The organism is Paenibacillus sp. S33 (genome assembly GCF_053615415.1).
In genome coordinates this window covers 4439859-4463018 of sequence record NZ_JBSIEZ010000001.1, presented here as the reverse complement: position 1 = coordinate 4463018, position 23160 = coordinate 4439859, and the positions used below count along the sequence as shown (strand labels likewise).

At 46.5% G+C, this 23160-nt stretch carries 21 protein-coding genes, 1 pseudogene and 1 riboswitch; of the genes and pseudogenes, 15 read left to right on the top strand and 7 right to left on the bottom strand.

Annotated features, from left to right (window positions below):
- Positions 1-39 precede the first annotated feature (39 nt).
- Positions 40-276: an alpha/beta-type small acid-soluble spore protein gene (locus tag ACWGXJ_RS20315; protein WP_013311861.1), complete on the bottom strand. Its 237-nt coding sequence runs from the start codon at positions 274-276 to the stop codon at positions 40-42.
- 90 nt (positions 277-366) lie between these two features.
- On the bottom strand, positions 367-1332 hold the full coding sequence (locus ACWGXJ_RS20310) for an aldose epimerase family protein (RefSeq protein WP_452567489.1): 966 nt from the start codon (positions 1330-1332) through the stop codon (positions 367-369).
- 450 nt (positions 1333-1782) lie between these two features.
- Here ACWGXJ_RS20310 and trpS point away from each other — a divergent pair, with 450 nt between their 5' ends.
- Positions 1783-2772 carry a tryptophan--tRNA ligase gene (gene trpS, locus ACWGXJ_RS20305; RefSeq protein ID WP_061829859.1) on the top strand — a complete coding sequence of 330 codons (990 nt, stop codon included), beginning with the start codon at positions 1783-1785 and terminating at the stop codon, positions 2770-2772.
- A gap of 43 nt (positions 2773-2815) precedes the next feature.
- Here trpS and ACWGXJ_RS20300 read toward each other — a convergent pair whose 3' ends face one another.
- Positions 2816-2983, bottom strand: coding sequence for a hypothetical protein (locus tag ACWGXJ_RS20300; protein ID WP_007431986.1), 168 nt, complete (start codon positions 2981-2983; stop codon positions 2816-2818).
- A gap of 121 nt (positions 2984-3104) precedes the next feature.
- On the opposite strand from ACWGXJ_RS20300, the gene ACWGXJ_RS20295 reads away from it, so the two are divergent.
- Positions 3105-3326, top strand: coding sequence for an alpha/beta-type small acid-soluble spore protein (locus tag ACWGXJ_RS20295; RefSeq protein ID WP_013311857.1), 222 nt, complete (start codon positions 3105-3107; stop codon positions 3324-3326).
- Positions 3327-3578: 252 nt separating this feature from the next.
- On the opposite strand, the gene ACWGXJ_RS20290 is transcribed toward ACWGXJ_RS20295, so the two are convergent.
- Positions 3579-4562: a metal-dependent hydrolase gene (locus ACWGXJ_RS20290; protein ID WP_254350144.1), complete on the bottom strand. Its 984-nt coding sequence runs from the start codon at positions 4560-4562 to the stop codon at positions 3579-3581.
- A 203-nt stretch (positions 4563-4765) separates the two neighbouring features.
- Here ACWGXJ_RS20290 and cyoE point away from each other — a divergent pair, with 203 nt between their 5' ends.
- On the top strand, positions 4766-5710 hold the full coding sequence (gene cyoE, locus ACWGXJ_RS20285; protein WP_013311855.1) for a heme o synthase: 945 nt from the start codon (positions 4766-4768) through the stop codon (positions 5708-5710).
- A gap of 90 nt (positions 5711-5800) precedes the next feature.
- Here the strand turns inward: cyoE and ACWGXJ_RS20280 are convergent, their stop codons facing one another.
- Positions 5801-6145: a toprim domain-containing protein gene (locus ACWGXJ_RS20280; protein WP_235308411.1), complete on the bottom strand. Its 345-nt coding sequence runs from the start codon at positions 6143-6145 to the stop codon at positions 5801-5803.
- A 419-nt stretch (positions 6146-6564) separates the two neighbouring features.
- On the bottom strand, positions 6565-7737 hold the full coding sequence (locus ACWGXJ_RS20275; RefSeq protein ID WP_254326701.1) for an MFS transporter: 1173 nt from the start codon (positions 7735-7737) through the stop codon (positions 6565-6567).
- Positions 7738-7960: 223 nt separating this feature from the next.
- Between ACWGXJ_RS20275 and ACWGXJ_RS20270 the strand changes: the two genes are divergently transcribed.
- The 7 genes from ACWGXJ_RS20270 (at position 7961) to ACWGXJ_RS20240 (ending at position 17106) form a co-directional block, all read left to right on the top strand.
- Entirely contained in the window at positions 7961-8443 is a 483-nt protein-coding gene (locus ACWGXJ_RS20270) for a hypothetical protein (protein ID WP_071558288.1), read from the top strand.
- Between the two features lie 16 nt (positions 8444-8459).
- On the top strand, positions 8460-9611 hold the full coding sequence (locus ACWGXJ_RS20265; protein WP_452567488.1) for a transglutaminase domain-containing protein: 1152 nt from the start codon (positions 8460-8462) through the stop codon (positions 9609-9611).
- Between the two features lie 20 nt (positions 9612-9631).
- Positions 9632-11713 carry a peptidoglycan D,D-transpeptidase FtsI family protein gene (locus tag ACWGXJ_RS20260; RefSeq protein ID WP_452567487.1) on the top strand — a complete coding sequence of 694 codons (2082 nt, stop codon included), beginning with the start codon at positions 9632-9634 and terminating at the stop codon, positions 11711-11713.
- A gap of 178 nt (positions 11714-11891) precedes the next feature.
- Entirely contained in the window at positions 11892-13970 is a 2079-nt protein-coding gene (locus tag ACWGXJ_RS20255) for a peptidoglycan D,D-transpeptidase FtsI family protein (RefSeq protein WP_452567934.1), read from the top strand.
- Positions 13971-14052: 82 nt separating this feature from the next.
- Positions 14053-14802, top strand: coding sequence for a Cof-type HAD-IIB family hydrolase (locus ACWGXJ_RS20250; protein WP_061829851.1), 750 nt, complete (start codon positions 14053-14055; stop codon positions 14800-14802).
- A 51-nt stretch (positions 14803-14853) separates the two neighbouring features.
- A complete protein-coding gene (locus ACWGXJ_RS20245) occupies positions 14854-15333 on the top strand; it encodes a DUF456 domain-containing protein (protein ID WP_061829850.1) in 480 nt (159 codons plus the stop codon).
- A gap of 138 nt (positions 15334-15471) precedes the next feature.
- Entirely contained in the window at positions 15472-17106 is a 1635-nt protein-coding gene (locus ACWGXJ_RS20240) for a putative polysaccharide biosynthesis protein (RefSeq protein ID WP_023990189.1), read from the top strand.
- A 17-nt stretch (positions 17107-17123) separates the two neighbouring features.
- On the opposite strand, the gene ACWGXJ_RS20235 is transcribed toward ACWGXJ_RS20240, so the two are convergent.
- Complete coding sequence (locus ACWGXJ_RS20235) at positions 17124-18413, bottom strand: DUF2515 family protein (protein ID WP_235308419.1); 1290 nt, start codon at positions 18411-18413, stop codon at positions 17124-17126.
- Positions 18414-18554: 141 nt separating this feature from the next.
- Here ACWGXJ_RS20235 and ACWGXJ_RS20230 point away from each other — a divergent pair.
- The 5 genes and pseudogenes from ACWGXJ_RS20230 to ACWGXJ_RS20210 form a co-directional block, all read left to right on the top strand.
- Positions 18555-18635 (top strand): annotated as a pseudogene (locus ACWGXJ_RS20230) (hypothetical protein); the annotation flags it as partial.
- A gap of 13 nt (positions 18636-18648) precedes the next feature.
- Positions 18649-18993: a thioredoxin family protein gene (locus ACWGXJ_RS20225; RefSeq protein ID WP_025723593.1), complete on the top strand. Its 345-nt coding sequence runs from the start codon at positions 18649-18651 to the stop codon at positions 18991-18993.
- Between the two features lie 215 nt (positions 18994-19208).
- Positions 19209-20138, top strand: coding sequence for a COX15/CtaA family protein (locus ACWGXJ_RS20220; protein ID WP_165179076.1), 930 nt, complete (start codon positions 19209-19211; stop codon positions 20136-20138).
- Between the two features lie 129 nt (positions 20139-20267).
- Entirely contained in the window at positions 20268-22034 is a 1767-nt protein-coding gene (locus ACWGXJ_RS20215; protein WP_452567486.1) for a UbiD family decarboxylase, read from the top strand.
- 51 nt (positions 22035-22085) lie between these two features.
- Positions 22086-22811, top strand: a complete 726-nt coding sequence (locus ACWGXJ_RS20210; RefSeq protein ID WP_452567485.1) for a Cthe_2314 family HEPN domain-containing protein — start codon at positions 22086-22088, stop codon at positions 22809-22811.
- A gap of 125 nt (positions 22812-22936) precedes the next feature.
- Positions 22937-23076, top strand: a riboswitch (SAM riboswitch).
- Positions 23077-23160 lie beyond the last annotated feature (84 nt).

Here is a 23160-nt window from a genome sequence, read left to right as displayed (position 1 = left end):
AATTACGATGAACGGAATGCTCATGTGGAATAATGACGCTTATTGACCTGAACGACCTGATAATTGCTGTTCGGCCAGCTGTACCAAGCGTTTAGTGATATAGCCTCCCAGAGAACCAGCTTCACGGGATGGCATGTCACCGTAGTAACCATCTGCCGGAATGGTGATGCCCAGCTCTTGTGCAGCTTCATATTTCAATTGTTGCAATGCGTTGTTGGCTTGAGGAACAACTAGGTTGTTACTGCGACGGCTTCTGCCTTGATTAGCTTCATTCATGTGTAGTCACCTCCTTCGGCTGTGATGAGGTTAGTATGCGACAGAGTTATGAAAATATGCGCCGAAGGAAGAAAAGTGACTAGAGGAAAATTACGGATATATGATATGAATCTGAGTTTTGAGATCGATGGATTGCTGAGGCTCCAAACGGATCAGTCCGGCTTCCCCGACAGGATCAGGTGAATTGGGCGCATCAGGCAGACATGTATAAGGCTCAATGCAAAGATACTGGTCGCATTCACCTTTGGTATATAAAACCCAATACTTATAATATTGCTCATCTGCTGTGTAGCGGATTTGATAACCGTCGTCACGAGTCAAAAGAGCTTCAGCAGGGCCTTCCGTTGCCCGCAGCAGAGTGTCTAGATTTGTTCCTTTCAGAGAAAGTCCCGAAGAGAGCTGTTCCAAGTCATCTAACGAAGTAATGATACCTGTAGGTAGTTGTTCAGCATCCTGCTCATATACGCCGTTCACAGGTAGCTTTAGACGCCAGCGCTCAGGTTCTCCGTCCACCATAAACCAAGTGTGATATCCTAAGCCAAATGGGGCTGCTTTTTCGCCCAAATTCGTTACGCGCAGCGTTTGACTTAATACAGCACCCTGCAAGCGATACGTCATCTCCAGACGTAAGGGAATGGGGAATTGTTCCATCCAGTGCGGATCACTTTCTGTTAAAAGCTCGGTAGTAACACTGCAACCTTCTTCATCCTCTTCAATATCACTGCAGCGCCAGGACTGATTACGATGCAGACCGTGTATATGATTGTCATTGGCTGTATTTCGGTCGAACTGATAAGGAACACCGTCAAACTCAAATTGTCCCTTGCGAATTCGGCCTGGAGGAATCAAAATGGGCAAGCCAAAATGATAAGGCTTTTGTAAATAGAAAGCCAATTCTTCCTCACCGGGCCGACGTACGATATCCCGGTTGAGCTTCAGATCACGCACTGAAATAATATTATTCCCGAGGCGAGGGATCATCGTAACTTCCAGTTCACCACTATGTAAAACATACGTGTCGTAACCGTTCCAGTGTTCTTTGGTCACTTGTTTCATATCCATGCTCCTTTGTCCACTATAATCGGTTGAAGCTTCGTGTCATTATGATAACAGATTTTTGGTCGTAGGGCACAATCGTCATTTGACAATAACATTATGCGGAATTATCATTAATGTAGTTTAGAAAGTAATGACATGGATAACGCGATGATGAGGACAAGTAAGCTTTCGCATAAGCTCTTCAGAAAGCCGGTGGTGGATGGGAACCGGTGAGCCTGCACTGCTGAATGGACCTTGGAGTGCCGCACAGAACAGGAATTTACTGTCCTCAGTATGACGGCCGATTGCTCCCCGTTAACGGAGCCTTAAGATTGCAGGCAGCCCGGAGCATAGCTCCGACAAGTAATAGGCTGACGGCAATGAATAAGGGTGGTACCACGGTCTCGCGTCCCTTGAGGATGCGGGGCCTTTTTGCGTTCTAATTTTGAAATACTGAGGAGGAAAAATATGAAAACTGTACTTTCAGGTATTCAGCCTAGCGGACAACTTACTTTGGGCAATTACATTGGTGCCATGAAAAACTTTGTCAAATTGCAAGAGGATCATCAATGTTACTTTATGGTCGTAGACCTTCATGCAATTACCGTACCTCAGGAACCGGCTCAATTACGTGAGCAGTCGGAGGCGGTAGCAGCATTATTTATCGCAGCAGGTATTAACCCGGAGAAATCCAATGTCTTTTTACAATCCCATGTTCCTCAGCACGCTGAGTTGGGATGGTTGATGACAACACTGACGAATATGGGCGAGTTGGAACGGATGACTCAGTTTAAGGACAAAGCAGCAGGCAAGGACTCTGTAGGAGCAGGGCTGTTCGTATATCCATCGTTGATGGCAGCTGACATTTTGCTCTACAACGCGGATCTCGTCCCGGTAGGCGACGATCAGAAACAACATCTGGAGCTGACACGCGATTTGGCGGGTCGCTTTAATCACCGTTATGGAGATTATTTTACTGTTCCTGAACCGTATATCCCTGAAGTAGGGGCGAGAATTATGTCCCTGGATGATGTATCCAAAAAAATGAGCAAGAGCAATCCGAATGCAGGCAGCTTTATTGCGCTACTAGACGAACCGAAAGTCATACGCAAGAAAATCAGCCGCGCTACTACCGATTCCGGTAGTGAGGTTAGATATGATCCGGCCAATAAACCGGAAATTAGTAATCTGATGGGCATCTACAGCCAGTGTTCCGGTTTGTCACTCCAAGAAGTGCAGGATCGCTATGAAGGTCAAATGTACGGAACATTTAAAAAAGAACTGGCAGAGACCGTTGTAGCTATGCTTGAACCGATTCAGCAACGCTATCGCGACATCCGGGAATCCGGTGAGATTGGACGTATTTTAGCCCAATCCGCAGAGCGCGCACAAGAAGCGGCTGAAGTCACGTTGTCTGCGGTCAAAGAGCGCATGGGCTTTCTGCCACGTGTACGCTAAAGCATATTGAGACGAAACGGATTAGGCCTTTTAAAGGATTGGATTAGGAGCGGCGTTGTCGGGCTTTGACCACGAAACCCCAGCCGATATTGCCGACAGATAATAGCCCCAGTAGAATGGCAAGCCATGCGGAATAACTGATGGATATTGCGGCCGCGGTCAGTAGGACAATGGATGAAACGGCAAACCATAGGGATAAACCTTTGCTCATTGGTAAAAACCTCCAGTGTTCGAATGTTGAATTTCAGGAATAAGTAGTTGTAAGCGAGCCATAATAATCTTGCAAGCTTGCAATGAACCTCACTCACAAAGAACTGAAAGGAGATTCAAATATGAGCAGACGTCGTTCAAACAACCTGCAAGTACCGCAGGCCAACGCCGCTTTACAACAATTAAAATATGAGGCAGCTCAAGAACTTGGCATCACGATCCCTCAGGACGGTTACTTCGGTAATGTTGTTTCCCGCGAAACAGGTTCTCTTGGGGGATATATCACGAAAAAGCTGGTCCAACAAGCAGAACAATCCTTGTCGGGCAGCAGCCGTTTGCAGTAATACACATAAACACTCCATCTTGGAAGCTGTATTATGAGCAACTGTGATGAAGAAAATCCGGAGCGATCATGCTCCGGATTTTTTTACGCATGGCTTATCACCATTGTGAATCACGCAAGTCCGCTTCGTCAAGAGGGCGCTTTCATGAGATGTGATTTATTACGCGTATGGCCAAAAAAACAGCAAGCTCCAGATGAAGGGAGACTTGCTGTCTGTTGTTCATACGGCTTGTTGTTAGCTTGTAGGCAGGTTTTAATTCGTATGCAGGGAAAGGCGTTTTTGCATCTTTTCGTCACTGAGCCATCCAATATAGCTGTTGATCAGTCCGAACTGCTTATCCATCGCGACCACAGCCACGAATGGATATTGTCTCCGGTGTCGATACCTGACGTCTCCCCATCGCACAATGTAGCCCCATTCCAGTTCTTCCACCTCGGCAACGGCAAAAGAGGAAAAATAGCGAAATGCTTGCACATCGCGATAGGATTTGGATGCTTCTACGGCAGGATGTGTGGATGGAATTGCATGTTTCGTCCAAAATAAGTGTTTGCCATTTAAACCGCCAATGTCATAACTTCCATTCTGATGAGCTTTTACCACATGCCACCGGTTCCATGATACGGTGGGAATGATATAATAGATGTCGCCCTTCTGACGCTCATTGTCCATATCACGTACCGCTTTTCTGGTTATAAAATGACTCCAGGTTCGCCAAATGTAATATAGGCCAATAATAACGTACAGCGTAATAAACAAGGGAGCGGGTGGAATCAATCCGGTGACCCACAGCATAATCGCAGCAACATGGGTGCCAAAAATAAAGGGATCGAAAATATGGATGATATTCCAAGATATCCACTTGTTTGTAAACGGCCGGAATGCCTGTGTTCCGTACGTATTAAATAAATCAGTGAATACATGCAGGCAGACAGCAATCGTTACCCATAATGCTACATGACCTGGGGGCACATCTCTGAAGATCAGGCAAATTAGTCCTGTTATGGACAAGATCCATATCAACCAGAAGGGAATTGAATGCGACAGTCCACGGTGATTGCGAATGTAGGCTGCATTATTTTTCAACCGAAGCAAAGTGTCAAAATCCGGAGCTTGTGACCCTACGACTGTAGCGAGCAGTACGACTGCGGCCAACTTTGGATCTCCGGCGACGACAGGATCAGTGTAGGCCAGCCCGGCCAATCCGATTCCCATGACAAAGTGTGTGGCTGTATCCATATCTGTCGCTCCTTTTGTATTGTTTCCTGTACTTATTACTACCCAAATTTACTGTAAACGATCAGCAGGGGCGATTTGCCATCGGAATTGTGAACGTTTTGTGCGTTTTCTGTCAAACTTTTTGGGGTAGGTATATGATAAAATTTATATCGGAGTTCAACTTACTCCCGAATTCATACATCTCTAAGGGGGAGTTACTCACAATGGATAATATAAGTTATAAGACTTCTTCGGATGCGGCTACCTATTCTGTAAAATCTAAACCACCCGGCAAAGCGGGCACTTGGAAAGATTTTATTACAGTTACCAAGCCAGGCATCCTTCGTACCAATCTGGTTGCAGCCTTTGGTGGTTTTTGGTTAGCATCGCAATGGGACGTTGATTATATAAAGCTAATTCTTACACTTTTAGGTACAATGCTGGTTATGGCGTCTTCTTGTGTTTTTAACAACTATTTTGACCGTGAGCTGGATTTGAAAATGGAACGTACACGTAATCGCTCACTGCCAACAGGGCGTCTGACCCCTACAACGGTGTTGTCATACGCTATTATTTTGGGTGTTGTCGGGTTAGCTGTTCTATTCTTCTTCTCTGGTGTAAAGGCAGGATTACTGGGATTACTTGGTATGTTCGTCTATGTCGGTATTTATACACTTTGGTTAAAACGTTCATCTACATGGAGCACATCCATCGGCGGTATTTCTGGTGCAATGCCTCCTGTGATTGGTTATGTGGCCGCTTCGGGTCGTATTGATATGGGCGCTTGGCTCTTATTCGCTCTCCTGTTCTTATGGCAGCCGCCTCACTTCTGGGCACTTGCTATTCGCAGAGTTGAGGAATATCGCGCAGCAGGATTTCCGTTGTTGCCAGTCGTAAAAGGTATTCATCGGACCAAAATCCAGATGATTCCTTATATTGTATTGCTGATTCCGGTACCCATCCTTATGTATGCTTATGGATATGCCGGTATGATTTTTATGATCGTGTCCGTGTTACTGTCCGTGCTGTGGGCATTCTACGCCTTTAAAGGTTTTACGATTAAGGAAGAAGAAACGGATTCCTGGGCAAAAAAAGTATTTTTCTTTTCCATTAACCATCTGACACTCAGCTTCTTGCTGATGATCGTCGATACGGTTCATAAGTTCTAATGTCATTTTAGAGGCATTTTATAGTGCACCATATAGCTGTCCAACAGGCATGAAAGCAGCCTGAGGACAGCTTTTTTGTTATTTTCAAGACTAAAGAACAGGTGGCGGGTATATAATGTATTCTTCCAACCCTGCTTTTTCCAATTGAGCGATCACATATTCGTCTGGAGTGCCTTCTACGCCAGCGTATCCTTTGCGGGTATACATATGGCAGGCATCCGGAAAAGAGTCTGCAAGCACACCCCTTATTTTCTTCCCTGAGCTGTCATTGTCCATAAATAAAAATATTTCGTCGTGCTTGGCCCGCTTGTGGAGGGATTCCAGTTTTATAGAGTTGAGTGTACCGAAGGTGCATAAAATGTGGACCTCCGGGTCAAGTAATCGGCGAAGTTTGCTGCGGTCATTTTTCCCTTCAACAATCACGGTTATCGCCATTTAAGCTCACCCCTTGTATGATACATATGCTCGAAATTCCCCGGGAAATGAAGAATATGTGTATAGTGTAGCTCCAAATAGGGTTCTCATGCAAAAAATAACAAAACAGCCTGCCAGAAGTGGCAGGCATGGGTACAAGGGACAACATGTTAGGGCAATTCAGACATTAAATCCAGCAAGTACGGAGAATGATGACGAGCAAAATATAAAGAACAAGAATGGTGCCAGTTGAAGTTCCAAAAACAGGGCAAGGGCTTACAGGATGACAGTGGCTCACAGGCTGCACCTCCCTTTGTTAGTGAATGTTCAGTCAAAATAGTCTATGTGGATAGGGGGATAGTGTACTGTGCATTTGCCCTCTGAAACGACATTTTGGGCTTTAAAGGTAGCATATTAGCATACCACTGCCCTCAGACTAGCTAGGAATGATAAGGTCCTGAGGCAGACAGTGGCGGCGTCGGAGATAATCGCTTAATAGGAACGAATAGCAGACCAGCCATCAGAATTAGAAATGCGATGAAAAAAGGAGAAATGTGATCGGGTAGCTGACCTGCCAGTACAGGTCCGGCAAAGGAGCCGATAGATGTTGCAATAGACTGTAGTGCAAAGGTTTTGCCCAGTCGCGCACCTCCAATTCGTATGAAAAGGGAGGCTAGCGCTGGGAAAATGATGCCTTTGGCAGTTCCCAAAATAAAAAGTATAATACCCATCGCCGCTTCGGGCGTGGTGGCGAGTGCGTAAAAACTTAGAGACATCAAAATAATGCCACAAAGTAGTCGCACCATTGGTGAATATTTGTTCAGAAACAGCAGGCTGAGCGTACAAAGTGCTCCCAAACTGATGATGGAAAAGAGCAATCCGGTGGACATCATGGACGCAGAACCGTTATTCCGTAATGGAATTTCGTAAAATAAAATGCCTTGTGCACACGCCAAAACAAAAGGCAGGAGCAGGTAACGCCAATTGAATGGTAAGCGCGTCTTCTGTGCCCCGGATAGCGGAGCAGGTGTCGCATGACCATCAGATAATTGGGCCTGTGGAGCGGGTGCTGTTTTGGGCAAGGTGAAATAAGCCATAAGCCCCGTGACTACGAGAATGATGCCAAGGGAACTAAACGTCTCACTAAAGCCGAAACTGGCTACGATAAAAGCGCCAGCGGCTGGAGACAGGACAGAGGCCAACGTGTGAACGACACCATGTCCCGACATATATTTGCCCTGCGTAACTGGATGATCGGATAGCTGTGCCAACATGGCTAGACAGGCCGGAGATAAAAAGGCCAACACAAAACCGCTAATCGCCCGAAGAAAAAGTAATTCCCACGGTGTGTGGATGTATGATTGAATGACAAGAATGATGCCTGCGGCTGTTAGGCTGAACATAATATATCGGCGGCTGCCGTGTTTGTCGACCTTGGGGCCGGCCATCAAATTACCAGGCAGATGAGTTAGAGAGTAAATCCCCATCATCCAGCCAATAAAAGTAGGTGCCGCACCCAGGGAGATAGCGAATGGTGTCAAAATAGGATATTGTGCATGCAGATCGAAAAAAGCAATGAATAAAAAGAGATACAGCCAGAGGGCTGTTTTCATGGGATGACCCCCTTCCCTAATGTAAACTTTCATGTGGCACGACGTATTGGCCCTTCCTAAGTTGTACGCTGGAGTGGACGAACATAGACCACTTTGTATGGACAAGAATTGAATAACAAGGTATGTACAAGAGCTAAGCTGACAGGGCATCACGTAATCATGTATAATTACAGAGACAATTTTGTGATTTAAATGATGTAGTTGAAAACGGGAGTGTAGCAAAATGGATAAGGGCGTCTGGACAGAGTTTTTGGAACATAATTGGCAGATCGTTCAGGATAACTGGATGTATATATTAATTGGGCTTGTCCTACTGTTAGTCATATTGAAGATTGTAAGAACTCTCGTAAAATGGCTGATTGTCATTGTCGTCATTGCAGGCTTGCTTATCTACAGTGGCATTTCCTTTGAACAGGTCGGCAAGGTCGTTACTCAGGCAAAGGATGATGCGATTAACAAGGTTCAGAGCGAGGCTTTGAACATGATGATCAAAGAGGGACGGGATGCCCAATACACATCCAACGCGGATGGTACGTTTTCGGTAACCAGCTCCAACTTGGAAGTGAAAGGTCCATTTGATGGTGACAAGGTCAAGGTATGGTTTCAGGGGATGTCGCTGGGCGAGTGGAGTATGGGCGATACCGTCAAGAAATATATCGAAGGTGCGAAAGGCTCGGCTGTAACACAGTCGCCACAGTCGCCGTAGAGACAGGAGGAACACAATGAAACCATCCTGGCTGGAGCCTATTCTTCATTGGAATGGCGTGACGGTGTTTTTGATTGTCATTGTACTGCTGTCGTTGATTCAGGGCTGGAGACGAGGAGCTTCCAGATCTGTAGGGGCGCTGTTCAGTCTTATTGTAGATGGCATACTGACTGTGGCGGGTATTTTGTGCTCGCTCGGATTTGCCATGTGGCTTTCACCGAAGGTACAACAATGGCTGGCGGCTTACATGGAACATTTGCCTCAGCGAGAACTAAGTGGGATTGAGCAATTTTATTATACGTTGGTGGCAGGGTTAGAGGGGTTTCCGCTGCTGCGGTTCGCCGTATTGTTCATGCTCAGTTATGCGATCGCCCAATTTGTACTACGTGCAATTTATGTGTTGATGGTAGGTGGCAAGTCAGATTCTTCTTTCCATGAGCATGAAAAAAAATCAGGCTTTTTCAGCAGGGTGGCAGGGGCTGGAATAGGTACTCTTATTGGTGGAGCACGCGCTATCATGGTTATAGCCCTGCTATTCATCGGCGTAAGTCTGTATCCAGACAGCGGGTTTAGCAGCTACGTCCAAGCTTCACCGATTTATAAGCAGGGAGCGCAATCTGTCATTGAGCCGTTGTCCGGTACACTGATTAAGGATAAATTGCCCGTATTTACGCAGGCCGTTACCAAGGAATTAAACGGTATCCTGCAGCGTAAATACGAAATGATTGACCGGGAAATTCCGAACGATATCGGTCAGGCGTCAGCCAAGATTACGCAAGGGATGAGCGGTGATGAGCAAAAAGCCAGAGCGTTGTATGAATGGGTAGGTACTCGTATTAGCTATGATTTCAGTAAGGTAGAGGCCTATGAGCAGCGTGGTGACTGGCATGAACAGACCCCTAGAGATACGTTTGATACACGTAAAGGAGTCTGCATTGATTATGCCCGCCTGTATGCGATGATGGCTCGGTCGCAGGGACTGCAGGTCAAGGTGGTGACAGGGCTTGGTTATAACGGACAGGGAGGCTACGGTTCCCATGCATGGAATGAAGTGTATTTGAGCGCACAGGATCAGTGGGTACCGCTAGACCCGACCTGGGCGCAAAGTGGGGACTGGTTTAATCCGCCTGGTTTTGCCCAAACACATATCAAGGATAAAGTGATTTAATAAGGAGTGGAAAAGGGCACATGAGAAAGATAGACAACGAGCAGGGAAAAGACAACGAGGCGTCTGATCGAAAAAGATTCAGCTTTCGGATCAATCTGTTCTTTTTCAGCTCGTTCATTATATTTACGGTCATTATTGTAAGACTGGCGATACTTCAATTTGTAGATGGACCTCAGCTTAAGCAGCAGGAGGCCAGTAATGTTACCAAAAATGTTCCACTTACGCCGATTCGCGGAACGATTTATGATTCCACCGGGCAGAACAGACTAGCGTATTCTACACCTGTACAATCGCTGTATATCACGCTCTCCAAGAACTATAGTGACAGTATGGAAAAGTTACGTAATCCTGATAAAAAGCTGTTGCCTGAGCTGGAAAATATGACGCAAAAGCTGGCAAATCGGTTTGCTCAATATGGCAATAAAGATGAACCGAAAATGACGGCAGAACAAATTATGGACGCTATGGACCGGAACTATCAGCGATTTAGCGGTTTTACGCCGCGTCTGATTAAAACCAATCTTAATAAAGATGAAGTTGCCTATTTTATGCAGCATAAGAGTGAGTTTCCGGGCGTAGATGTCGTAGAGGAAACGGTACGTCATTATGATCCTGATACGGTAGCTGTTCAAACGGTTGGCTACATTAAAAGCTATAAAAGTGCGCGTGAAACGTTGACTAAATATAAGAATATTCAAAAATCTATGTCAGCTGAAAATGATCCGGGTCTCATCTATATGGATAACGAATCGGTTGGCTTTGATGGACTGGAATTCCAATATCAGGAACAGTTACGAGGGAAAAATGGCTATAAAACCGTTCCGATAGATCCGCGTAATATGCCGGAAGGTGTAGATTCTGTTACTCCTCCGCAAAAAGGAAATAATGTCTATTCCACGATTAACAAAGAAATTCAGGTTAAGACTGAAAATGCCATTATGGATCAATTGAGATGGCTCCATTCACACGCTGTATCTGGCAGGACTCATCCTTATGCGAAAACAGGCTTTGCTGTCGCGATGGAAGTGGATACAGGGAATGTAGTCGCGATGGCCAGTATGCCGGATTATGATGCGAACTATTGGCAAACCGGTACAATTTCAAAAGACAAATATGAAGAAATAAAACATGTGTATCAAAACGCTACAATAAAGAACGTTGGCTCAGGCCAATCTGGACAGCACCCAGATTCTACCGTGCTTCTCGGATCAACTATTAAACCGCTGTCTGTTCTTATTGGATTGGAAGAAGGACTATTTACGACAAATACGTACTATCAAGATACAGGGGCGGCTTATTTCGGACGTAACAACTCCTCACGGGTGCGCAACTCTTCTGGTCATGTGTATGGTTCAATGGACCCGGCTACCGCTATTCGCCATTCCTCCAATGCCTTTATGGTCGATATGGTTGGCAAACGCTTATATAACAAATACATCAACAATGCCGCAGAAGACCAGGGCGTTAACGTATGGGATCGTTATATGAAGGAGTTTGGATTAGGTGTTTCTACTGGAGTAGACTTGCCCGGTGAGTTCCGGGGTTGGCGGGAGTACACGAGTAAATCAGAGTCAGCACTTTCTAAATTGGCATATGCATCCTTTGGTCAACAAGGTAAATATACACCTATGCAACTTGCCCAATACACAACGATGATTGCTACCAAGGGCAAACGGATGGAGCCGCATTTGGTCAGTCAAATTAAAGATACCAACGGTAATGTAGTTCAAACAATTAAGCCGAAGGTACTGAATGAAGTGAAATTTCCGGATGCTTATTGGAATGAAGTTATACGCGGGATGTCAACAGATGTCAGCGCATTTAAAGGTTTTCCTTACGACTTTGCTCGCAAAACGGGGACATCGCAGCAAAGTGTAGGAAGAGAATTGAAAGATAATGGAGTATTTATCGCCTTTGCACCACGTCAGAATCCCAAACTTGCAGTAGCGGTTGTTATTCCTGAAGGGGGCTTCGGGGCTTGGAGTGCCGGACCTGTGGCACGCAAAATCTTTGATGCTTACGATGAAGTGTACGGTCTGGACGGTGTTCCAAAGAAAAAGGATGAAACAGCAACCGATCCTAATGCAATCAAACAGCCATAATCCTTTTATACGATGTCATTTCATGAAAGCTTCCCTTAGCCTTTGGGCTGAGGGAAGCTTTTTTATGTTTTTTCTACGTTTTCTTACAAAATTGTCATCTTAGAATTCATCGTTTATTGTTTTAGATATGGTAGGATCAGGGAATATGAAACCTATTGGAAGGAGTAATGCAGCTAATATGGACAAAGGAAGTTTGGATAAAAAGTTTTCATTCAAAAAGAAAAATCATGAAGAGGATGAAGAGTCACGAAAAAAACGGACGGTTTTACGAACCAACCTACTGTTTTTTAGTGCTTTTGTGCTGTTTGCCCTGATCATTACCAGACTAGCTGTATTGCAGTTTGTACAATCGGAGGAGCTGAAGAGTCAGCAGCAATCCGTAAATACGAAAAATGTCCCGTTAGCCCCGAGTCGCGGCACGATTTATGATTCCACAGGTACGGTTAAGCTGGCGTATTCGACTCCAGTACAGTCCCTATATGTAACTTTATCTAAGGATTATAGCAAGCGCACAGAGAAAGGCCGCAAGCCGGGGGAAAAGCTGCTCCCTGAGCTCAATGCTTTTGCTGCCAAGCTTGCTGCCAAATTAAACGAACTGGATCGTAACGAAGGAGAGCAGCTCAATGCAGAGGAAATAAAAAAGCGACTGGACCCGGACTATAATCAATATAGGGGATTTACCCCACGTTTGGTCAAATCCGACCTGAGTCGGGAGGAAATCGCTTATTTTCTGGAGCATCGGACAGAGTTTCCTGGTGTAGAGGTTGTAGAAGAAAGTGTACGCCATTATGACCCGGATCGGGTGGCGGTACAAACGATTGGATATATGTACAAGTTCAAAGGAGCCCGTGCGAACCGAACCAAATATAAAGAGCTGTACCAAGCTAATTCGGAGGTTCTAAGACCAGAACAGGTTTACCTGGAAAGTGAAACGGTTGGATATGATGGCCTGGAGCTGCAATACCAGGACGAGTTGAGAGGAAAAAACGGATATAAAACGGTAGAGGTCAATCCTCGCAGCATGCCGGAGGGCATTGAATCCATTACTCCTCCTGAAAAAGGACATCATTTATATTCCACCCTCAACAAGGAAATTCAGCAGAAAACCGAACAGGCCATTATGGATCAGCTTCGCTGGCTTCATACTCATGCCGTATCGGGGAAGCTTCATCAAGACGCTACCACTGGCTTCGCTGTAGCGATGGAGGTAGAGACCGGAAATATCGTGGCAATGGCCAGTATGCCGGATTATGACTCTAATGTATGGAAAAGTGGAAGTACCTCGCCTTCGGTATATGATGAAATTCAGCATAAAATGGGAAATGGAACAATTAAATCCGTGCCTAGCGGAAAAGCGGGTCCACATCCAGAATCTTCGGTGCTTCTGGGTTCAACCATTAAACCGCTAACCGTGCTGATCGGGTTGAAGGAAAACCTGTTTTCTCCCGGACAAACTTATCTGGATACGGGAAGTGCGTACTACGGCAAAAATCGCTCCAGCCGGGTTGGGAATTCTAGCGGACATGTGTATGGTTCTTTGACACCTAGCAGGGCAATTGAGGTCTCGTCGAATACGTTTATGGTAGATATGATCGGCAAGCCAATGTATGACAAATACGGAAGTAATGCAGGGGTGCATCAGGGAATTGACGTATGGGACAAGTATATGAAGGAATTTGGATTAGGCGTACCGACAGAAGTAGATCTGCCGGGTGAATGGGCGGGGAGACTTGAGTATACGAGCAAGCATGAAAGTGCGCTGACACGATTGGTGCAGGCATCCTTTGGTCAGCAGGGAAAATATACAGCCATGCAGTTAGCCCAGTATACAACTGTGCTGGCAACAAAGGGCAAGCGTATGCAGCCTCATTTGGTCAGCAAAATTGTAGATGATCAGGGGAATCTCGTACGTGAGTTTAAGCCGCAGGTGCTGAATGAGGTCGCCTTTTCAGATACGTACTGGAATACAGTGATTCGGGGTATGGCTACGGATGTTAAAGCCTTTAACGGATTTCCTTATGATTATGCCCGCAAAACGGGAACTTCTCAGCAGGTGGTGGGGCGTACGGTTAAAGATAATGGGGTGTTCATCGCTTTTGCTCCCCGTCAAAATCCGAAGCTGGCGGTAGCGGTCATCATTCCTGAAGGGGGCTTTGGTGCGACGAGCGCGGGGCCAGTTGCACGTAAAATATTTGATGCGTATGACGAAGTATATGGGCTAGATGGTACTCCTAAAAAGCCTCTGGTAGCAAAGTGAGGACTTGAATTTTTTTGTGGGCTTCTCTTTTTCATGGTAAAATGTCGTTGGACATAAGGGACATACAGGAGGAAGAGAGACTATGGGAGAAAACCAATATAAATACAAACTGCTTGCGCTCGACATGGATGGAACCTTACTGAATGATAATCATGAAATTTCCTTGGAAACGATTAACTGGATTAACAAGGCGATTCAGGAAGGGATCCATGTATGCTTGTCTACTGGACGTGCAGCGATGCATGCTCTGCCTTACGGTCAGCAACTCGGCCTGGAGACGCCAATGGTAACTGTAAACGGCAGTGAGGTGTGGAAATCACCCCACGAGTTGTGGCGCCGTTATTTACTTGATAAGGAGCTCGTTCGTAAGATGCACCAGATTGCCGTAGAAACAGGCTCTTGGTTCTGGGCTTACTCAACGGAGGAATTATATAACAGAGATCGTTGGCCGGATACATTGGACACACAGGAGTGGCTTAAATTCGGTTATAATACGGAAAATGACGAAATTCGCCACCAAATTTTGCTTAAGCTTCAGGACATGGGTGGACTTGAAATTTCCAATTCTTCGATGACAAATTTGGAAATTAACCCGGCTGGTATATCCAAAGCCAGTGGAATCGCTGAAGTGTGCGATCTGCTTGGCATTACTCTGGAGCAGGTGGTTGCCGTTGGCGACAGTCTGAATGATCTGGCAGTGATTCAAGCGGTTGGACTCGGCGTAGCGATGGGGAATGCTCAGGATACGGTAAAAGAAGCCGCTGATGTGGTCGTGGCTTCGAACAATGACGACGGCATTGTAGAAGTGATCCGTGATTATGTGCTTGTGTAATGAAACGAATGATGCAGCAAGCAAGATGAATGAACGAGAAGGAGGAGGCCCATGGACGTTGTAGGCTGGATTGTTGTCATTGTGCTGTTCATTGTGGGCATGGCTGGGGCGGTATATCCCGTATTGCCGGGGGCGCTCGCCATCTATTTTGCATTTTTTGTATACGGCTGGTTTTTCTCGTTTGCTCCATACAATGCATTGTTTTGGATTATACAAACACTAATCGTTGTTGCACTTTTTGTTGCAGATTATGCAGTGAATGCCTGGGGAGTCAAGCGATTTGGCGGCTCGCGTCTGTCGGCGATCCTCAGCACTGTCGGGATTATTATTGGTCCCTTCGTTATTCCGGCATTTGGTCTGATTTTGGGGCCATTTATCGGCGCTGTGCTGGGTGAGCTAATTGGCAAAGCCCCGCTGGACCGAGCTATTAAAGTGGGCTTTGGCTCTGTATTAGGCCTTTTTACCAGCACCGTGATGAAAGTGATTTTGCAGCTTGCCATGATTATTGTATTCTTGATTTGGGTGTTATGACCCGAAATTCGTTTTCGTTTATTATGATTTGCAGAGACAGAATCGACATGCGGCTCCGCACCGGTGATGGCTCAGGCCATGACTGTTTGTGCGGGGCTTTTGCATGCGTGTGAACAGCAAGAAAGAAGGGAACGCATTTTGTCCAATAAAGAAACATTCCTTAAAGGTACGCTTATTTTAGCCGCTGCTGCCTTGGTGGCCAGAGTGCTTGGTCTGGTACAGCGTGTTCCATTGGAGCATCTGCTTGGTTCCGTTGGGAACGCCTCGTTTACCATTGCAAACAACGCTTATTTGATGCTGCTCACAGTGGCTACGGCCGGTATTCCAAGCACATTGAGCAAAATGGTTTCAGAACGTTATGCACTGGATCGGCCTTCGGAAGCGCGACGTGTGTATCGTGCGGCTTTGATATTCGCGGCCGCGGCAGGCATTATCATTACAGCGCTACTGTATTTTGGAGCACCTTACTTTGCCGAGCATGTAGCAGGGGTTCCACAATCCGCTTTGGCCATTCAGGCTTTGGCACCAGCATTACTGCTGTTCCCTGCCATTGCCATGATGCGTGGATACTTCCAAGGGCGCGGTAATATGACCGCAGGCGGTATTTCACAAATTGTGGAGCAGGTTGCACGGGTAGCGACTGCTATTGTACTCGCTTTTATTATTTTGAAGCTGGGTTATGGAGATCGCGAGGTTGCGGCCGGGGCCTCCTTTGGAGGTGTCATGGGAAGTCTTGGCGCTCTAGCGGTCATGTTGTACTACACGGTGAAATTGCGCCGCCAGGATCGACAGGACCGCCAAGATCAATTCCAAGAGGAAAGCTCCGCGCTACCGATGATGCGCATTTACAAAGATATTTTCAAGCTTTCCATTCCCATTGTATTGTCGTCTCTGACGGTTCCGGCGGTCAACTTTATTGATACGTCGATTGTGGTGAGACTGCTATCTGGTCAAGTGGGATTGGATCAGGCGACTACTCAGTTGGGTTATCTAGGCTCTCGGGCACAGAGTGTGGCGGGAATTCCGCCGATTTTGGCCATTGCGCTCAGCCAATCGCTCATTCCGATCATTTCAGCGGCATTTGCTCGTAAGGATGAGCAGCATTTACAAAATCAGATGACGCTGGCCTTGCGTATCTCTATTTTGACTGGAATGCCAATTGTGTTAGCTTTATGTGTAACCGCCTATTCTATTAATGGTTTACTGTTTAGCTCGCTTGGAGGCAGTGGTATCATCGCTGTTCTGACACTCGGAACGATATTTCAGATTACGATGATGACTTCTAATTCAATACTGATCGGTATGGGCAAGCCGCGTATTTCAATGGTTAATGTCATGGTCGGTATCGTTGTCAAGTTTGCAGCGAGCTGGCTGCTGGCTGGTTGGCTTGGGATTTACGGGATCATTGCCGCAACCGGATTATGTTTCCTCGTGATCACGTTACTGAATTTACGTGTGCTTAAAGGGATCGTCTCCTTTTCCATCATGGGCCGTCGCTGGGCAGGGTTCTTAACCGCAGTCGTCGTCTCGGGAGCTATCGGATACGGTGTAAATGAAGCCTGTATTCTGCTGGTGCATCTGATGCCTGCGCGTGTGGCCTTCTTGATCGCGTGCTGTATTGCCGGGGCAGCTGTACTGGTATGCTACTTGCTGTTGCTGGTTGTACTGCGCGTATTGCGCAGGGACGAGCTAGGCAACTACCCACGTATGTTGCAAAAGGTACTGCGTCCGTTAATGCGCCTACAGCGTGAATCCACAGGACAACGAGGCTAAAAGAGTCCTCTAGTCTATCAGTGGAAAGGTTGCAAGCTGTTATGGGCAACGTGGGCCATTGCTGTTTTTTGGATGCCGTGGCGATGCTCATGGCGCATGGCAAATAACAGGGGTCGCCTTGGTTCGCTCAGATGCCCAAGTGTGGAGCCGTCCTGAAACCAATCATAACGGGGGATTGGATCATAAGCTGTATCGGACCAGACGGCGTTCAGCTCCGGGCTGTACAGACGTTGTCCTGGCGGTAGCCATTCATGTGCTAAAAGCGTTGCACTTTCATCTGGAGAGTGCAGCGCTTTTTGTTCATTCGGGGTGAACAATCCGGGCCAATAGTCGCTGCGTGAACCCGTATGTGGCACACTGTTAGCGAATGCTGATACCTGGTCCAGCACCTGCTGATGGCCGAAGAGCATAGCATAGAGACTTTTGCCAAAGCCGATCCGCTCGTCCAAATGGCCGAAACGCTCCATCACTAGTCCAGCAAGTCCACCGTTCAGCCCAAGTGGAAATATAACCTGATTAAGTTGGAGCCAGTCATGCAAATAAAAGCCCGGCTTGTGTGTCACAAATTTTTGAAAATACGGATCTTTTACCACACGTCCTTCAATATAGTTTTGTTCATTAATGATGAGCGCCACAGTCAACAGAGAGCTATCCCGCCAAGCCCAGAAGCGTTCCCAAAAGGGCTTCATGAATGGCGAAATGTGAAAATAAGGCAACAAATGAAAGCAACTCCGACCCAAATGACGGCTGTGCATGTAAAGTTGCAACTGCGGATAAGCGTCTTGAAAAATAAGGGCATTACAGCGCTCCAGTAGCCGATACAGCCATTCCTTTTCCTGTTCGCCGAACAGGTTGCCAATCAGTCCCCCTTTCAGATCGGTCATATTATAGCCGCCATTACGAGAAACCAGGTGGGCCAGTAATGCCCAGTGTAACTCCGGGTAGCCACGATAGCATTCAAGGTAAGCGGCCGTGCGGGTGACGTTGCTTCGATTCTCCTGTGCTGTATCATTTTTGATCCGCTCCAGCAGCTCACAGTCTGTTTCGCATAAGGGCATATTCAGAGAAGATGGACGCGTAGCGGGTCCGTTCACCAGCATTAACGCTTCAGCTTCATTCATAGCGGCCTGTGCTGTATGATAATCCCACGCTAGTTCACGCAAGGGGTAGCGTAATTTGCGGGATTCGGTCCAAGCCGCCCGTTTGCCCTCCCAAGCTTCCTCTGCAACACGAGGAACGGAACCCAGTAACTTTAGCCCTCCTTGAAGCTGTCGAGATGCTGTATGGAGCCATTCGGTAAGAGACATGACTAAATAACCTCCTTTCCAATTGCAAGCATCCCCGTATCCTGCCAAGTATGTTGGGTATGCTGTTAGGATGTCGTGCTTGTGTGGATTCTTAAGTGTATCTTTAGTATGCCTCAATGAGAGGGCTTCCAATCGGCATGTGAGCAGAATGGGGGAGTGTGCAAAAGCTTCACTTGGCGTTACAATAAAAAGTGCAATCTTTTCAGCATAAAAAGAATTTAAGGAGGAATCATCCATGCAAAAAATCGTCTCTCATGAAGACTTTAATAAGGCAATATCTACTCCCGGCGTAACGGTGGCTGTATTTAAGGCGGACTGGTGTGGGGATTGTCATTTCATTGATCCGTTCATGCCTGATGTGGAACAACAATATGCAGATAAGCTTACATTAATTGAGATTGATGTAGAACAGGCCGAAAGCGTCAGTCAAGAGCAGAATGTATTGGGTATTCCTAGCTTTATCGCTTACAGTGAAGGCAGAGAACTGGTACGTCTGGTGAACAGACTGCGCAAATCCCGCGAGGAGATTGAGCAATTTTTGGATCGGGCTGTTGAAGTCCATGCGAGCTTGGCAAAATAATGAATGCTGTGCATGCATGAAGGTTTCAAAGTGAATTTTAAACATCAAGACATTCAGAAAGCCGCTTCCTTCTAAGGGGGCGGCTTTCTCACGGACACGTTCACATTTTGTCAACAAAGCTCGTATGTCAAGGAACGATATATCAGTTATAATTACTTTAAGTGATCATTTCACAACATATAAAGTGAATAAATATTATATTTGGAAGGATACGGGTGAATTTGAATAACAAAATTAGAATATTAAAATGGCTGGCACTCGTAACATGTATTGTCATGTTTTTGGCTACCTTCGGTGGAGGTGTCGTGACACGGACGGATTCAGGTCTTGGCTGTGGCCGGGAATTCCCGCTTTGCAATGGCAAGCTGGTTCCGGCACATACGATCGCATCCCTTATTGAGTTCTCTCATCGTTCCGTTAGTGCCATGGCCGGGATTCTTTCTATCGCCTCATTTGTTGGCTTTTTGCTGTTTATGAAGCATCGGAAGGATTTACAGCTATTCTCGCTGCTCACGCTCTTGTTTGTCATCATACAAGGTGCCATGGGGGCGTTGGCTGTTATTTTCTCCCAATCGGCTGCAGTCATGGGACTGCATTTTGGCTTTGCGCTTATCGCCTTTGCCAGTGCAACTATGATGACGCTGGGGGCCTGGCAGGAGCACGCGGACTCTCGCCACACTCCGCGTCTGATTCCTGGGCGTGTCAGTCGGGGCTATCGCAACTTTATATGGCTATCGACGATCTATACCTATATTGCTGTTTATTCAGGGGCGCTGCTTAGTCACTCGGTCATCCAGAAGGTTGTAAATATTGGGGGCTTCATATCTCCACTGCTGCTTCATCAGATTTCAGCCGGTCTGCTGTTCGTCATTATCTTGGCTGTGGGTCACTACTCATACCGTTATCACCCGAATCACCGAGATATCCGTATATTGGGTGTCGTATCAGTCTTGTTAATTTTGCTTCAAGTGGTGATTGGAATTATCTTGTTGTACGTCAACAGACCTGAAATCTATATGTTTATCGTGCTGGGACATATGCTGGTGATTGCATCGTTGTTCTCCATTTTGGCTTATCTGAGCTATCGTGTATGGCAATTGTCACCAGACCGCAAGCTTGTTCCGACCCAAGCACAACGTACCTAAGCATTTCATAGATCATAGTGAAGCGGATTTTTGCCCAAGAGGCGTTTAAACACGTATAATAGCATATAAGAAACAAACCAGGCCCACGAGTTTCTCGAGGGCTTGATTTGCTTAGGAGGAGTCGTCCAGTTGATCTACCAGAATTTGCGCCAATTTATTGAAGCGCTGCGTAAAGAAAATCATCTTAAAATTATAGAGGCACCTGTCGATCCTTACTTGGAGCTGGCTGAGATTCATCGAAGAGTCATTGAGGAAGAAGGGCCGGCACTGCTGTTCACGAATGTAAAAGGAACCCCGTTTCCTGTAGCCAGTAATCTGTTTGGCACGAATCGCCGTGTGGATATGGCTTTTGGCCCGCGACCAGAGCAACTGATGAATGCGATTGTCGGAGCCACCAAAACATTGTTTCCACCTACACCCAAAGCATTGTGGAATGAACGTGGCCTGATTAAGGACATGCTAAAAGTAGGGCTAAAAACAGTATCTCATAGCGAGGCCCCTGTATTGGGAGTTCGCCGTACAGAGGCTCCTTTAGCGCCACTGCCTAAAGTGACCAGTTGGCATGAGGACGGGGGGCCGTTTATTACGCTTCCACTTGTGTATACCGAGAAGCCAGGTCAGCCCAAGGATCATAATCTGGGGATGTACCGCATTCAGATTTATGACGATCAGACGACTGGCATTCACTGGCAAATTCATAAAGGCGGCGGTTTCCATTATCATGAAGCGGAGCTGCGTAATGAGCCATTGCCTACGACGATTATCATTGGTGGCCCGCCTGCCCTGATTGCGTCCGCCATTGCTCCAGCACCGGAAAACTTGCCTGAGCTGCTGCTGGCTTCGCTTATTATGGGAGGCAAGCTGCCCATGACAGAAGACCCGCTTGGGGGTCACCGGATTCCAGCAGAAGCAGAATTTGCAATCAGCGGTTATGTGCCGCCTCATGAACGCCGTCCGGAAGGCCCGTTTGGCGATCATTTTGGATATTATTCATTACAGCATGATTTCCCTGTATTTCATGTCAAACATATGCATCACCGCAAGGATGCCATTTATCCGGCAACCATTGTAGGTAAGCCTCGGCAAGAAGACTACTATCTCGGTGAGTTTTTGCAACGTCTGCTGTCGCCTGCATATCCGCTTGTGATGCCTTCCGTCAAGTCCCTGTGGGCATATGCGGAAACGGGCGTACATGCGCTGGCAGCGGCAGTCGTACGTGAAAGCTACTCCCGTGAAGCGCTTGTATCCGGTTTTACTATTTTGGGTCAAGGTCAATTATCGTTGACCAAGTTCCTGATGCTGACGGATCGAGTAATTGATTTATCTGACTTTAACCTGCTGCTGGAAACCATTCTGGAGCGATTTAATCCAGCAACGGATTTATTTATTTTCAATCACACGTCACACGATACACTCGATTACACAGGCCGCAAGCTGAATCATGGTAGTAAGGCGATCCTGATGGGGATAGGTGAGCCTGTACGTGAATTGCCTCGTGCTTATGAGGGAGGCGATCTGCCGGGAATTCGTGAAATTAAGCCCTATTGTGGAGGTTGCCTCGTCATATCGGGTGCGTCTTTTGAGCAGGAACCTGAGCTGGCGGCACGTGTTTTGGAGCGACTAGCAGCGGGTGAGCAAGAGTGGCCGCTCGTCTTCATTGTGGACGATGCCAAAGAAGTTGTTCGCTCTCAAGCCTCGTTCCTGTGGACAGTGTTTACACGCTTTAACCCGGCTACGGATATGTACGCGGACAGCGAAGTGCGTTTGCATCATCTGAACTATAAGCTGCCGATTGTAGTGGATGCGCGTATGAAGCCGGGGTATCCGGATGAGGTGTTACCGCGTGAGGATATTGTTAAGCTTGTAGATCAACGATGGACGAGTTATTTCGCTTGACGCCCTAATGAAACCTACAGCCGGATTTTACATTTATAAGGAGGCGTAAGCATGATACGCAAGCTACTGGGTGAGCCGCCACGTGTGAACAAGGGCATCTTGCTGGATGCCATGAATAGCATGTCAGATATGTTGAACCTGCTGGAGCGGCAAATTCAGGCTGGTGGAGATCCGACCCACGATTTTCGGAAGGCGGATATTTTGACACGCGGTCTAATGTCATCTCTGGATGAACTGGAGCAGAGCCATCATGCTGCCGCCTTTTTCCGTATGAATGTGAAAGCCGGATATGCTGAAGATATGAGCGAGGATGAAAAATCCGACTATGCATTATATGTTTTCTTTTATAAAGATGGGTTTGTGAGGGTATTCTCCATTTTAGATAAGCTGGGCAACTGGATAAATGATCTATGTGATTTAAAAACAGGGCAGTTTAAGGCTCATTATTCGTATTTTACCGTGTTGCGGCAGCTCAAGTATCTCAAAATGCATCCTGTATTGACCGATAATTTAATTGATATCAAGGACACATACAACGATGCCATCAATCGGCTGCGTAAGCGTCGGAATACGGAGATACACTATATGAATACGGAAATGCAGGATGATCTCTGGCAACGACACCGAGCTTTGTATGGAAAAATCCAACTGGAGGACCTCGATCACCATTTGGAAGATTTGCAGCAGGGCTTGGAAATGGTGTGTCGGTCGCTGGCAAACGCCTTTACTTATACTGCGAAACAATGGGAGAACCGGGCAGTACGCCCAAAAATATGATAGAAAATATCCTTTGACAAAGCTATGTAAACTATCTATACTGAAACCTAGTTTCAGAAAAATGCTTGAATTATATTTTTTTATATAAACTTAACGGACAGCTAAAGCTGGAGTTTAACATATTTTTCTTATCCAGAGAGGTGGAGGGACTGGCCCGATGAAGCCCGGCAACCCGTTCTTTCCCGGTGTAATACACTGGGAGGGAACATGATGGTGCTAATTCCTACAAAACCGCTAGAGTTATAGCGATTTTGGCAGATGAGAAAAGGTTCGCAAGGTGGGGCCCTTTTCATTCTGTGAAAGGGGCTCTTTTTTGTATAAATAAATAGCGATTTTATACAATCCTGAG